Source organism: Pseudoduganella sp. jia 12, assembly GCF_055502675.1.
On sequence record NZ_JBUXKP010000012.1, the window covers coordinates 235,557 to 248,399 of the forward strand.

General features: G+C 63.3%; 12 protein-coding genes. 2 read left to right on the top strand and 10 right to left on the bottom strand.

Features of this window, described 5'->3' with window-relative positions:
* Positions 1 to 102 precede the first annotated feature (102 nt).
* Entirely contained in the window at positions 103 to 444 is a 342-nt protein-coding gene (gene fliE, locus ACY65G_RS24895) for a flagellar hook-basal body complex protein FliE (RefSeq protein WP_464999966.1), read from the top strand.
* A 69-nt stretch (positions 445 to 513) separates the two neighbouring features.
* A complete protein-coding gene (locus tag ACY65G_RS24900) occupies positions 514 to 1,146 on the top strand; it encodes a TIGR02466 family protein (RefSeq protein ID WP_464999967.1) in 633 nt (210 codons plus the stop codon).
* Between the two features lie 158 nt (positions 1,147 to 1,304).
* Here ACY65G_RS24900 and ACY65G_RS24905 read toward each other — a convergent pair whose 3' ends face one another.
* The 10 genes from ACY65G_RS24905 to ACY65G_RS24950 form a co-directional block, all read right to left on the bottom strand.
* Positions 1,305 to 2,063 (bottom strand): flagellar brake protein, encoded by a 759-nt coding sequence (locus ACY65G_RS24905; RefSeq protein WP_464999968.1) that lies wholly within the window; start codon positions 2,061 to 2,063, stop codon positions 1,305 to 1,307.
* A complete protein-coding gene (locus ACY65G_RS24910) occupies positions 2,063 to 2,437 on the bottom strand; it encodes an EscU/YscU/HrcU family type III secretion system export apparatus switch protein (protein WP_464999969.1) in 375 nt (124 codons plus the stop codon). Before ACY65G_RS24910 ends, ACY65G_RS24905 begins: the two co-directional genes overlap by 1 nt.
* Positions 2,427 to 3,557: a flagellar hook-length control protein FliK gene (fliK, locus tag ACY65G_RS24915; protein ID WP_464999970.1), complete on the bottom strand. Its 1,131-nt coding sequence runs from the start codon at positions 3,555 to 3,557 to the stop codon at positions 2,427 to 2,429. Before fliK ends, ACY65G_RS24910 begins: the two co-directional genes overlap by 11 nt.
* A gap of 45 nt (positions 3,558 to 3,602) precedes the next feature.
* On the bottom strand, positions 3,603 to 3,935 hold the full coding sequence (locus tag ACY65G_RS24920; protein WP_464999971.1) for a flagellar protein FliT: 333 nt from the start codon (positions 3,933 to 3,935) through the stop codon (positions 3,603 to 3,605).
* A 58-nt stretch (positions 3,936 to 3,993) separates the two neighbouring features.
* Positions 3,994 to 4,434, bottom strand: a complete 441-nt coding sequence (gene fliS, locus ACY65G_RS24925) for a flagellar export chaperone FliS (protein ID WP_464999972.1) — start codon at positions 4,432 to 4,434, stop codon at positions 3,994 to 3,996.
* Positions 4,435 to 4,453: 19 nt separating this feature from the next.
* Complete coding sequence (gene fliD / locus ACY65G_RS24930) at positions 4,454 to 7,117, bottom strand: flagellar filament capping protein FliD (protein ID WP_464999973.1); 2,664 nt, start codon at positions 7,115 to 7,117, stop codon at positions 4,454 to 4,456.
* A 161-nt stretch (positions 7,118 to 7,278) separates the two neighbouring features.
* Positions 7,279 to 7,659 carry a flagellar protein FlaG gene (locus ACY65G_RS24935; protein ID WP_464999974.1) on the bottom strand — a complete coding sequence of 127 codons (381 nt, stop codon included), beginning with the start codon at positions 7,657 to 7,659 and terminating at the stop codon, positions 7,279 to 7,281.
* A 110-nt stretch (positions 7,660 to 7,769) separates the two neighbouring features.
* Positions 7,770 to 9,230, bottom strand: a complete 1,461-nt coding sequence (locus ACY65G_RS24940) for a flagellin N-terminal helical domain-containing protein (RefSeq protein WP_464999975.1) — start codon at positions 9,228 to 9,230, stop codon at positions 7,770 to 7,772.
* A 252-nt stretch (positions 9,231 to 9,482) separates the two neighbouring features.
* Complete coding sequence (locus ACY65G_RS24945; RefSeq protein ID WP_464999976.1) at positions 9,483 to 10,943, bottom strand: flagellin N-terminal helical domain-containing protein; 1,461 nt, start codon at positions 10,941 to 10,943, stop codon at positions 9,483 to 9,485.
* 309 nt (positions 10,944 to 11,252) lie between these two features.
* Positions 11,253 to 12,713, bottom strand: coding sequence for a flagellin N-terminal helical domain-containing protein (locus ACY65G_RS24950; RefSeq protein WP_464999976.1), 1,461 nt, complete (start codon positions 12,711 to 12,713; stop codon positions 11,253 to 11,255).
* Between the last annotated feature and the right edge of the window lie 130 nt (positions 12,714 to 12,843).

Below are 12,843 nucleotides of genomic sequence, written 5' to 3' on the forward strand. Positions count from 1 at the left end.
GCATCCGGCATCACGCCGGGTCCTTCATCTATTGTAGCTCGGCAATTTTTAGTTTGCTCGGATTTGTTTTGCTACAGCAACAGTCGGGGTAAGGAGTCCACCATGCGCACAGGCGGTATCGACAGCAGCCAGATCCAGTCCATGATTGCCCAGCTGCGGGCGGCGGCAACGCGTCCACAGGCCACGCCGCCGGTGGTGCAGACCGAGCAGCCCGCCACGCGGGTGGACTTTTCCAATGCGCTGAAGGGCGCCCTCGACAGCGTGGCGGAAAGCCAGAACAAGGCGCAGGCCATGTCGAAGCAATTCCAGATGGGCGACGATTCGGTGAATTTGTCCGACGTGATGATCCAGATGCAGAAGGCCAGCATCAACTTCCAGGCCACCGTGCAGGTGCGCAACAAGCTGGTGGATGCCTATACCAACATCATGAACATGCAGATCTAGACGGGCCGGACTTGTGGCGCCGCCGGCGAAACAGCCGCCCGACAAAACAGATCGTTAACAGGAGAATCCGTGACCGCCGATATCAAGGTCCATAAACTGTTCAGTACGCCGATCCTGATATCGGACCTGGACAATGCGGACGAGATCAATGCCGCATTGCTGGCCCATTTCCTGCCGCTGGCAGGGATGGAAGACGGTCGCCAGCGCAGCAACCTCGGCGGCTGGCAATCGACGGACGATTTCCATACGCTCGACTTGCCCGCGGCACAGGAAGTGCTGCGTCATATAACCGAAGTCATCAATTCGGCAACCGCGCTCAATACGCCGAACGGCCTGGCCGAAGTGGGCTTCCAGTGGCGGGTGAACGCGTGGGTCAACGTCAATCCGCCCGGATCGAGCAATGCGTTGCACGGCCATCCCGGCGCCTACTGGTCCGCCGTGTACTATGTCGACGACGGCGGGGCGGGGCCCGACGATGGCGGCGATTTGTTCTTCCAGGATCCACGGGGGGTACTGCCGGCGATGCACGATCCGTTATTGCGGTTCCGTATCGAAGGCTGCCTCACGGCCGGCTATATCGAATCGATCAAGCCCCGGCCCGGCATGCTGATCGTGTTTCCCGCATGGCTGCTGCACGCCGTCGACCCGTTCCATGGTCCGCGTGAACGCGTTTCCGTCGCATTCAATTTCGGCGCGCATTAGCAAGCTTTCCAGTCGTGGCCTTGCAAGGCCACGCCGTTCGACAGGCGCAGAGCAGTGCTCTGCGAAACACCTGACTCACTCCCCAGCCACCCCAGTCGTGGCCCTGCATGGCCACGCCGTTCGACAGGCGCAGAGCAGTGCTCTGCGAAACCCCTGTCTCACCCCAACCCGTTGATGCGGGCATTCCGTTCACGCTCGAGCTTGGCAATGTAGCGCTGCACGGCGGCGGCGGCGCCGCGGCCCATGTCGGTGAACTGGCAGCCGAGGCGCCGGTTGGGCCGGTTGTTCAGCAGTGTCATGTCGAGCATGTTGCGGACCTGCAGGTCCACGGTCACGTTACCCAGGTCGGGCAGTTCGATACGGCATTCCGTATAGTCGTGGCCGATGGCGTCGCCCAGCGCGAACTGGTTGTCCAGGATGGCGATGCCGCCGACGCTGATGTCGGCCAGCGGAAACAGGCCCACGCCACCACCCAGTTCGGTCGGCAGGGGAATCGACACGCGCACCGGGTTCGCCAGCGGTGTCGCCATCCGGTAGTATTCGCGCCGCTGCAGGCGGATCAGACTCGCGGGCACGGCCATTTTCAGCGCTGGCTTGCCGTCGTGCAGCGTGGCATACAGCTGGTCGGCATTGAAGAAGATGCGGATCTTGTCGAGCGATGTCTCGAACGACACTTCGCCGGAGAGCAGCCGCCGTTCGTGTTCGGGATCGAGCGGGCGGTCGAGCAGCACCGTGCCGGTGTCGCCGTCGACGTCCAGGATCGCGGTGGTGTAGACCTCCGCGCCGTCGCGCGCGGCGGCGCGCACATCCTGTTTCTTGTCGGAGATCGCGCGCAGCAGCGCGATGATTTCCCGGCGCGATCCTACCTCGAAATCGTGCCAGTTTTCGGTATCCGTGTCCGCAATGAAGGGTTGCATCAGGGTTCGCCAGAGGTAGTAGTGGAAGGGGGGAGGGCGGCTTCGGTATCGGGGGCGGGCGGTGGCGCCGTGCCGGATTTTTTGGCTGCCTCGATATGATAAAGCCAGGCCAACAGTTCCGCAATGACACGGTAGAGCGCCGGCGGAATCTGCCGGTCGAGGTCGATGTCCATCAGCAGCGACACCAGCTCCTTCGACTCGTGCACGTAGACGCCCGCCTCGGCGGCCACGGCGATGATCTGCTCGGCCACCAGCCCGCGGCCCTTGGCGACGACTTTCGGTGCGCCTTCGCCATTGCGGTAGGCGAGGGCGACGGCGTTCTGGTACGGGCGTTTGGGGGCTTCGTCACGCTTCGGGCCGTCGTCACGCTTCATCGCGGCCATCCTTCGGTCCGGTACCGATGGTCAGCGAGGCCAGCGGCGCGCCGGCCGCCTCCAGCGCGCGCTGCAGTGCGCCGGACCAGGCGCGCAGCTCGGCGGCGGTGTCATCGGTGCCGGACTGCATGGCCACGTGCACCTGGTCGCCGACCAGCGTGATGGTGGCCGCCACCTTGCCCAGCAGCGGCAGCGAAAAGCGCATGCCGCTGCGCCACACGGGCTGCTCGTCGGCCTCGCCGCGGCCGCGCGAACGGCCCTCGTTTTCCTCGCGCTCCACCTCCCACTGCATCTTCTGGCCGGGCCATGCCTCGCCATGCCACTGCACCTTGCCCTGTTCCTGGGCGTGCAGCTGCAGGTTGATCATCTGCGCGGCGGAAAGGTCGGGGCCGCCCATGGCGCGCGCCAGCGCTTCGGAGGAGGCTTGCTGCGTCATCCGCTGCATCTGCGGTTCGCGCGCCAGGTCTTGCAGGCTGCGCTTGCCTTCGGCCCATTCGGCCACATGCGATTCGTAGAACAGCCCGGATTCGCCCAGCACGTTCTTCAGCGCCAGTTCGATGCGCTCGGGGTCGGGCGCGCCCGCGGCCACCAGCGGGTTCCTGCCATGGATGACAACGGGCGCGCCGGGCGCCGTGTAGGCCTGCGTCAGTGCGCTGGCGATCGCCCGGGCGGCGGGACTGAGCGTGGCCTGCGCGGAAGTGTGGTCGAGGGTGGGGAGCCGGTCGGCGCTGATGAGCGGCGCCTTGTTCAGCAGTACCGCTGCCGAGCTCATCGGCTTGGCCTGGCTGGCGCCTGCTTCGCCGGGAGCGGTGTAGACGGTGGCGGGCTGCGCCTGTTCGGTGCCGACCTGCAGCAATGGGCGGGGCTGCGCAGCGACGACATTGAGCGCAACCTGCGCCCCTACCTGCGTGCCGCCGGGCAGCACCATGCGGGCGTTGGTGTCGGCCACGCGCACCAGGTAGCTGCCGTCGGGGATCTTGGCCAGCACTTCGCCCTGCACGGTCTTGCCCACCATCGGCGCCAGATTGCGCTGGAACGCGGCTTGCCGCGGATCGGCGACCGATGGGCCGCCGCCCGGCACCAGGGGCCGCAAGCCGGCCGAGTCGAGCCGCGTCTGCACCGCTTATGTTCTCCCGTTACCGCTTGTCCGCATTGCCCGTGCCGTTCAGACGCCGCCGTAGGCGTTCACCAGGCGCCGCTCGGTGCCCGTGCTGTTGATGAGCCGGGACAGCTGTGCCATCCATGGGGTGATGAGGTCGCGCACCTTGCGGTCGTCGTCCAGCATCTGCTTGATGAGCGTGGCCTTGCGCGCGCGCTCCTCGCCTTCCAGCCGCACCATGCCTTCGTTGACCTTGAGAACGGCCACATGCGCATTCATGCGCTGTTCCAGCTCCTGCAGGTGTTCCCAGTCGGAAGCATTGGCGGCCGCCACCATCTGGCCGGTCAGTTCGCCCATCGCCGCATACACGCACAGCACGTCATGATTGGTCATCGTCATCGTTCTGGTCTATTGGAAAAACTGCTTGTTGCCAAAAAATTGTATTGCCAGGAATTGTTTACTGCCGCTGGTTGGCCACGGGCGCACCGCCCGCCGCCGCGCCGTTGCCTTCTTCGCCGATCTGCTTCCACGTATCGCGCAGGTCCGTCAGCAGGCCGCGCACCTCGTCCAGGATCTCGACCTGGTTCTGCAGATTGGCGGTCAGCAGGCGGGCGCTCATGTATTCGTACAGCGCATCGAGGTTCTTCGCGATCTCGCCACCGACTTCCTTGTCCAGGCTGGCCTTCAGGCCGTTGTCGATGATCTGGATCGCGTGCGAAATGGCCTTGCCTTTCGCTTCGATATTGCCGGCCTTCATGTGGTTGGTGGCATTGATCAGGGCGACCACCGCGCCGTCGTACAGCATCGTGATCAGTTTGTGCGGCGTGGCGGCCGCGATGCCGGTTTCCAGGCCGACCTTGGCGTATGCATTGACGCCGCGTTGCGGGCTTCCGAACATGGTGTTCTCCTTGTTGCTGTTAGCCGTTGGCGGACAAAGCCGACAACTGCTGGGTCAGGTAATTCGACGTCGATTGCATGTTCGACAGCATGACGTCCAGTGCGCTGTACTGCTTGCGATAGCGGGCTTCGATGCTCGTCAGCTTGTCGGCGAACGCATCGCGCTGTTTCTCGACATCCTTGATCGACTTGTTGATGCCTTCGGTACGACTGTTGATCTGGCCGGTCTTGCCCAGCATCGTGGTGGCCAGGTTGTTCAACTGGTAAGCATAGCCCTGCGAGAAGCTGACGGTGCCCCGCGGACCGGCCGCGCCGCCCGTGATGTCGATCTTCAGGCCTTCGACATCCGTGCCGGCCAGGCCCGTCATCGTCTGCCCCGAACCAATCACGGGATGGCCGCCAAGCGTGCCGGCGACGTCCAGGCCGGCTACCGCGGTGGTAGCGCCGAACAGGCTGTCGATCGTGGTGCCGCTGGTGGAACTGAGCGCGATATTCGATACCGAGCCGTATTTCGCCGATGACACGGCCAGCTTGCCATCCTTGTCGATCGATGCCGTGACGGAATTGCCCTCGCTTGAAAACGCGGATGTGCCGTTGATCGACGATTGCACCACTTTCGCCAGTTCGGCCGCAGTGTAGGTGCCAGCCGGGATCGTGACCGTGGCCGTATTCTTGCTGTTGCTGGGCGTGCTGTCGTTCAGCGTCACTGCCCAGGTGGTATTGGCGGCGATCGTCGTGCTGGCCGGCACAGCGGCGCTGCTCGTCAGCGTGCCCTGGGTTGCCATCTGCGTGACCGACAGGTCGTAGGTGCCCGGCTTGGTGGCGGCCGTGGAACTGGTGAACGACACCAGGTTGTCGCTGGTATTACCGACTGCGCCGAACAGTGCGCCGATATCGGCGAAATTGTTGTCGATCGCCTTTTGCAGTTTCGAGGAATCGAGCGCCAGCGTGCCTTCCTTCGTGAAGCTGATGCCGACCTGGCTCATGTTGGTGAATGCGCCGGAGATGCCGCTGATGTTCGATGTCATCATGCGGCGAATCTGCGACTGGATCGACTGGGCGGTGGAGTCGCCCTGCAGTGCCCCGCCAGACTTGGTTTCGGCGTTATAGCCGGTCAGCTTCTTCAGCGTGCCGTTCAGATCGTTGTAGGCCTTGACGAACGATTCGACGTTGCCCTTCACCTGCGACGTGTTGCGGCTCACTGCCAGCGTGCTGGCACCGGTCTGGGTGACGGTCAGGGTCACGCCCTGGATCGCTTCACCCACGTTGTTCGATTTGCTGGTAACGGCGATGCCATTGACGGTCAGCTTGGTATCCTGGGCAGCGGACGTCTGCGTCATCTTTTGCGCGCCCGCCGGGTCGTAGGCCAGCAGGTCGGCCAGCGCGGCGTCGGGCGGGTCGGTGTCGGTGCCGGACAGCGAAATCTTCATCGATGCATTGGCCCCCGTGGCGTTCGACGTGAACACCAGGTGATACGGGGTGCTGCTGCCGTCGGAGACGATGGTGGCGGTGACGCCGAGGCCGGCCTTGTTCACGGCATCGCGAATGCCTTCCAGCGAATTGTTCGTGGAATCGATCGTCACCGTGCCCGAAGCGATATTGGCATCCTGGGTAAAGCCGCCACCCAGGTAGGTGCCGCCCGTGCCGGCGGTGAGCCCTGCGGCTGCCGGATTGCTGCCGGCGATCGTGATCGGGCTGGCATCCGTGGAGCTGAGCGAGATGCCGCTGGAAGCCGTCACGCTGGACCCGGCATTGACCTGCCCGCCACCCTTGCCGATGCCGCCGGTCACGCCGGCCGCGCCGCCCGTCACCACTTCCTCGACTTCGAGGTTGGCGCCATCGGCGCGCGTGAATTTCAGGTCGCCGCCCGCGGCGGTGCCGCTGACACTGATGCCGGCGTTGGTCAGCGCGGTCAGCACGGTGGAAGGTTCCTTCAGCGCCGTATCGATCGATGCGACAGTGACGCCGGCACCGGCGGCCACGTTGGCTGCCTGCGCACCGATTTCCACGCCACCGACCTTGAGCGAATACGTGCCGCCGCCTTCGGTGGAGATATTGCCGAATCCGCCGAACAGCGCGGCATCGGTCGCCGCCGGCGTGGCGGTGGCGGTCACGTTGGTGGTGGTGCTCTTGGCATTGATGGCTTCGGCCAGCGCACGGGCGCTCGTCGTCGTGCTGTCGGTGGCGATCGCGGTGCCGTTGATCGTCAGGGAGCCGTTGCTGATGCCGCTCGTGGCAATGTTGTTGGCCAGGTTTGTTCCGGCCAGGCCGAAACCGCCGCTGACGCTGCCGAACTGGAACGACAGGGTGGTCTTGCCGCCCAGCCCGATCGCCGACTTGTTGCTGGTGATACCGGGCGTGGTCAGCGTTTGCGCCTGCGCCATCTGCGTGACATTGACCTTGTAGTTGCCGGCCACGGCCTTCGACGTTGCCGATGCCGTCATGACGTCCTTGTTGCTGGGCGTGGCACTGAGCGCATTGAAGTCGGTCGCCTTGGTCAGGCCGCCGAGCGAGGACTGGAACACGCCGATGGCGCCCGACAGCGAGCCGTAGGCGGACAGGGTGGCCTGGTAGGAGCTTGCTTTTTTCTCGTACTTGGCCAGCGGCTGCTGCTCGACAGCCATCAACTGGGAAACGATGCTGTTGACGTCTAATACGCCGCCGGATGCGGAAATGGTTGCCACGGCTGTACTCCTGAGAAAGCGATAATGTAGTTGATTATCGGCAGAGTCAAACCAGACTTGAGAGGGAGAAAGAAAGCTTTGTTCGCGCGATGAGCCTGATGGTAGCGCAAAGGAAGGAGAGCCGACGCCCGGGTCGGCGCCGGCTCCATGCCGATACAGGGTTATGCCTGCTGGCGGATCAGCAGGCCGAAGGCCTTGTCGATGGCCTTGGCGATCTGCAGTGCTTCCTCGGTGGGCAGCTGCCGCACGACTTCCCTGGTGGTGCTGTCGATCACCTTGACGATGGTGCGCTTGCTGTCTTCGTCGATCTCGAATTCCAGGCTTTGCGCGTGGACCGATGCGTTGAGCTTGCTGACGGCATCCTTCAGCTCGTCCATCGAGCCTGGCGTGGCGGGGAGCGCGCCGGACCCGGCAGCCGTGTTCATTGCGGTGGTGCGTGCCGGCGCGGCCGGCACGCGGCCAGCGTTTGTCACGGTGCTTTCGGCGACATGGCTGCGTTCCGGTCTGCCGGCGGAAGAAATACCGAGCGGGTCGATTGTCATGATGGGTTCCTGGATGCGAAAAATTCCCCGGCTGGATTGACCAGGCGGGGAACCGGAAGTGCGAGGCCGAATGCCCCGGCCAATGGCCGGAACGTGCGGGATTCGCGGAATTAACGCAGCAGGCTCATCACGCCGTTCGGCAGCGAGTTCGCCTGGGCCAGCATCGCGGTACCGGCCTGTTGCAGGATCTGGCCGCGGGTCATGTTCGCGGTTTCCGCTGCAAAGTCGGTGTCGACGATACGGCTCTTCGATGCCGACAGGTTCTCCGTCGTGCTCTGCAGGTTCGAGATCGCCGAGGCGAAGCGCGATTGCAGTGCACCGTAGTTGGCGCGCTGGGTGTTCACCGTGGCCAGGGCCGCATCGGCGATCTTGATCGCTGCCTGGGCACCCTTGAAGTCCGAGATGTCCAGCGAAGCGACCGATTTCAGCGTCGACGACGTGCTGACGGTACCGGCACCCGACAGGCCGCTGCTGTCGTCGACCTTGAAGCCGCCTTCCGAGTCGTAGCTGATCTGGCCGTTGGCGATCGTGGCCGCGGCGGCTGCCTTCATGTCGTTGCCGCCCGAGTTCAGCGCGCCGTCGGCCTTGTACGTGCTTGCCGTGAGGCTGGTGTTGTCCGTGGTACGGGTGTTCTTCAGGTCGATGTTCGCACCGCTCGCGTGCGTCAGCTTCATGCCCTTGTTGGTGGCATCGTATTCGGCGGTGACACCGGTCTTTGCCGACTGGGCATTGATGGCATTGATGCCGGCGGCGTAGTCGGCCGCGGTGTCACCCGTGCCGGAAACGCTGAAGTTGAGCTTCACCGCATCGGTGTTGTCGCCTTTCAGCTCGAGCGAGTAATCCTGTGCGCCGCCCTTCAGCATCACCTCGGTCTTGGCCGAAGCGGTCACGCCGGTGCTGGCGGTCTGCGCATTGACCTTGGCCGCGATCGACTTGGCGGTATCGGCATTGGTGGTGGCGATCGCCGTGCCGCTGCCGCGTACACCCGACACCGTCACCGAACCGGCGGAAACGCTGGTCGTCGAAGCAGCCTGCACGTTGTCCTTCGCCACGTTGTTGTTGCCATACGTGCTGGTCAGGAAGTTGGCACCGGTGGACGAGATCAGCTGGTTGGCGTCAGCGCCGACCTGGAATTTCGCTGTGCCCATCGAGCCGTCGAGCAGCGACTGGCCGTTGAACGAGGTGGTTTGTGCGATACGGTTCAGTTCCGAGCCCAGCTGCGTGACTTCGGTCTGCAGCGCGGCACGGTCCGATGACGAATTCGATGCGTTCGACGACTGGACGGCCAGTTCGCGGATACGCTGCAGGATGTCGCCCGACGAGGACAGTGCGCCTTCGGCGGTTTGCGCCATCGACACGCCATCGTTGGCATTGCGGGTTGCTTGCGTCATGCCGCGAATCTGGGAACTCATCCGGTCGGAAATTGCCAGGCCAGCAGCGTCGTCCTTTGCGCTGTTGATGCGCAGGCCGGAAGACAGGCGTTGCAGCGAGGTGGACAGCGCGGATTGCGACTGGCTCAGGTTACGCTGCGAATTAAGGGATGCGACGTTGGTGTTGATTGGGGAAGCCATTGTATTACTCCAGACAGATACTTCGATTCGGCATTTGCGCGTTCACTTTGGCCCGTCTCCGTCTACTGAGACGATCAAGCCGCTGTTGCTTCCGGTAACGGTTTCCGTATGGGAACCTTTAGGGCTTGATGAAGAAATTTTTCCACAAGGATTCAATTAGTTCCTACGGGAATGTAAAACGAAAAAATCCCCGGCTGGTTGCCCAGCCGGGGATCTCGTGTGCCTTTGGTAGGTTGCTACCGGGTGTTGCGATTAACGCAGCAGGCTCATCACGCCGTTCGGCAGCTGGTTTGCCTGGGCCAGCATCGCGGTACCGGCCTGTTGCAGGATCTGGCCGCGGGTCATGCTTGCGGTTTCCGCTGCGAAGTCGGTGTCGACGATACGGCTCTTCGATGCCGACAGGTTCTCCGTCGTGGTCGACAGGTTCGAGATCGCCGAGGCGAAGCGCGACTGCAGTGCACCATAGGCGGCGCGCTGGGTGTTCACCGTGGCCAGGGCCGCATCGGCGATCTTGATCGCTGCCTGGGCACCCTTGAAGTCCGAGATATCCAGCGAAGCGACCGATTTCAGCGTCGACGACGTGCTGACGGTACCGGCGCCCGACAGGCCGCTGCTGTCGTCGACCTTGAAGCCACCTTCCGAGTCGTACTTGATCTGGCCGTTGGCGATCGTGGTCGCTGCGGCTGCCTTCATGTCGTTGCCGCCCGAGTTCAGCGCGCCGTCGGCCTTGTACGTGCTTGCCGTGAGGCTGGTGTTGTCCGTGGCACGGGTGTTCTTCAGGTCGATGTTCGCGCCGCTTGCATGCGTCAGCTTCATGCCCTTGTTGGTGGCATCGTATTCGGCGGTGACACCGGTCTTTGCCGACTGGGCATTGATGGCGTTGATGCCGGCGGCGTAGTCGGCCGCGGTGTCGCCCGTGCCGGAAACGCTGAAGTTGATCTTCACCGCATCGGTGTTGTCGCCTTTCAGTTCGAACGAGTAATCCTGTGCGCCCATCTTGAGCATCATGTCGGTGCTGGCCGAAGCGGTCACGCCGGTGCTGGCGGTCTGTGCATTGACCTTGGCCGCGATCGACTTGGCGGTATCGGCACTGGTGGTGGCGATCGCCGTGCCGCTGCCGCGCACGCCGGACACCGTCACCGAACCGGCGGTAACGCTGGTCGACGAAGCAGCTTGCACGTTGTCTTTTGCCACGTTGTTGTTGCCGTACGTGCTGGTCAGGAAGTTCGTGCCCGAAGCCGAGATCAGCTGGTTGGCATCGGCGCCCACCTGGAAGTGCGCGGTGCCCATGGAACCGTCGAGCAGCGTCTGGCCGTTGAACGAGGTGGTCTGTGCAATACGGTTCAGTTCCGAGCCCAGCTGCGTGACTTCGGTCTGCAGCGCGGCACGGTCCGATGCCGAGTTCGATGCGTTCGACGACTGGACGGCCAGTTCGCGGATACGCTGCAGGATGTCGCCCGACGAGGACAGTGCGCCTTCAGCGGTTTGCGCCATCGACACGCCGTCGTTGGCGTTGCGGGTCGCTTGCGTCATGCCGCGGATCTGGGAGTTCATGCGGTCGGAGATTGCCAGGCCGGCGGCGTCGTCCTTTGCGCTGTTGATGCGCAGGCCCGAGGACAGGCGTTGCAGCGAAGTCGACAGGGCGCCTTGGGAGCCCGACAGGTTACGTTGCGAATTCAGGGAAGCGATGTTGGTGTTGATGACCGATGCCATGGTGACTCTCCAGACGGTACTGCTGTTGGGCGATTTGCTCGGTAACTTTGGCCCGTCACGCTGTTCTTGTGACGATCAAGCCGCTGTTGTTTCAGGTAACGGTAGCCGTGCGGAAACCTTTAGGGTTTTTTCGTGGGAAATCGAATTTTTTTGAAGAAATACGTGACGATGCTTACTGTTGAGCAGAAATTGGCGGACATCGCCAGCTCGCTCCCTTTTTGCCCAGCGAATGCTTGCGCCAGCGATGATCAAAAAAATCCCCGGCTGGTTGCCCAGCCGGGGATTTGGATGTTTTGCAAGTCGTGCTGATTAACGCAGCAGGCTCATCACGCCGTTCGGCAGCTGGTTTGCCTGGGCCAGCATCGCGGTGCCGGCCTGTTGCAGGATCTGGCCGCGGGTCATGCTCGCGGTTTCCGCTGCGAAGTCGGTGTCGACGATACGGCTCTTCGACGCCGACAGGTTCTCCGTCGTGGTCGACAGGTTCGAGATCGCCGAGGCGAAGCGCGATTGCAGTGCACCGTAGGCGGCGCGCTGGGTATTCACCGTTGCCAGGGCCGCATCGGCGATCTTGATTGCTGCCTGGGCACCCTTGAAGTCCGAGATGTCCAGCGAAGCGACCGATTTCAGCGTCGACGACGTGCTGACGGTACCGGCGCCCGACAGGCCGCTGCTGTCGTCGACCTTGAAGCCGCCTTCCGAGTCGTACTTGATCTGGCCGTTGGCGATCGTGGTCGCGGCGGCTGCCTTCATGTCGTTGCCGCCCGAGTTCAGGGCGCCGTCGGCCTTGTACGTGCTTGCCGTGAGGCTGGTGTTGTCCGTGGCACGGGTGTTCTTCAGGTCGATGTTCGCGCCGCTTGCATGCGTCAGCTTCATGCCCTTGTTGGTGGCATCGTATTCGGCGGTGACACCGGTCTTTGCCGACTGGGCATTGATGGCGTTGATGCCGGCGGCGTAGTCGGCCGCGGTGTCGCCCGTGCCGGAAACGCTGAAGTTGATCTTCACCGCATCGGTGTTGTCGCCTTTCAGTTCGAACGAGTAATCCTGTGCGCCCATCTTGAGCATCATGTCGGTGCTGGCCGAAGCGGTCACGCCGGTGCTGGCGGTCTGTGCATTGACCTTGGCCGCGATCGACTTGGCGGTATCGGCACTGGTGGTGGCGATCGCCGTGCCGCTGCCGCGCACGCCGGACACCGTCACCGAACCGGCGGTAACGCTGGTCGACGAAGCAGCTTGCACGTTGTCTTTTGCCACGTTGTTGTTGCCGTACGTGCTGGTCAGGAAGTTCGTGCCCGAAGCCGAGATCAGCTGGTTGGCATCGGCGCCCACCTGGAAGTGCGCGGTGCCCATGGAACCGTCGAGCAGCGTCTGGCCGTTGAACGAGGTGGTCTGTGCAATACGGTTCAGTTCCGAGCCCAGCTGCGTGACTTCGGTCTGCAGCGCGGCACGGTCCGATGCCGAGTTCGATGCGTTCGACGACTGGACGGCCAGTTCGCGGATACGCTGCAGGATGTCGCCCGACGAGGACAGTGCGCCTTCAGCGGTTTGCGCCATCGACACGCCGTCGTTGGCGTTGCGGGTCGCTTGCGTCATGCCGCGGATCTGGGAGTTCATGCGGTCGGAGATTGCCAGGCCGGCGGCGTCGTCCTTTGCGCTGTTGATGCGCAGGCCCGAGGACAGGCGTTGCAGCGAAGTCGACAGGGCGCCTTGGGAGCCCGACAGGTTACGTTGCGAATTCAGGGAAGCGATGTTGGTGTTGATGACCGATGCCATGGTGACTCTCCAGACGGTACTGCTGTTGGGCGATTTGCTCGGTAACTTTGGCCCGTCACGCTGTTCTTGTGACGATCAAGCCGCTGTTGTTTCAGGTAACGGTAGCCGTGCGGAAACCTTTAGGGTTTTT

What these genes read in the sequence shown, in the direction of transcription:
- ACY65G_RS24905 (WP_464999968.1), bottom strand. Translation starts at nt 2,063, where the DNA reads ATGCAACCCTTCATTGCGGACACGGATACCGAAAACTGGCACGATTTC.
- fliS (WP_464999972.1), bottom strand. Translation starts at nt 4,434, where the DNA reads ATGTTCGGAAGCCCGCAACGCGGCGTCAATGCATACGCCAAGGTCGGC.
- ACY65G_RS24920 (WP_464999971.1), bottom strand. Translation starts at nt 3,935, where the DNA reads ATGACGATGACCAATCATGACGTGCTGTGCGTGTATGCGGCGATGGGC.
- ACY65G_RS24910 (WP_464999969.1), bottom strand. Translation starts at nt 2,437, where the DNA reads ATGAAGCGTGACGACGGCCCGAAGCGTGACGAAGCCCCCAAACGCCCG.
- ACY65G_RS24935 (WP_464999974.1), bottom strand. Translation starts at nt 7,659, where the DNA reads ATGACAATCGACCCGCTCGGTATTTCTTCCGCCGGCAGACCGGAACGC.
- ACY65G_RS24950 (WP_464999976.1), bottom strand. Translation starts at nt 12,713, where the DNA reads ATGGCATCGGTCATCAACACCAACATCGCTTCCCTGAATTCGCAACGT.
- ACY65G_RS24945 (WP_464999976.1), bottom strand. Translation starts at nt 10,943, where the DNA reads ATGGCATCGGTCATCAACACCAACATCGCTTCCCTGAATTCGCAACGT.
- fliE (WP_464999966.1), top strand. Translation starts at nt 103, where the DNA reads ATGCGCACAGGCGGTATCGACAGCAGCCAGATCCAGTCCATGATTGCC.
- ACY65G_RS24940 (WP_464999975.1), bottom strand. Translation starts at nt 9,230, where the DNA reads ATGGCTTCCCCAATCAACACCAACGTCGCATCCCTTAATTCGCAGCGT.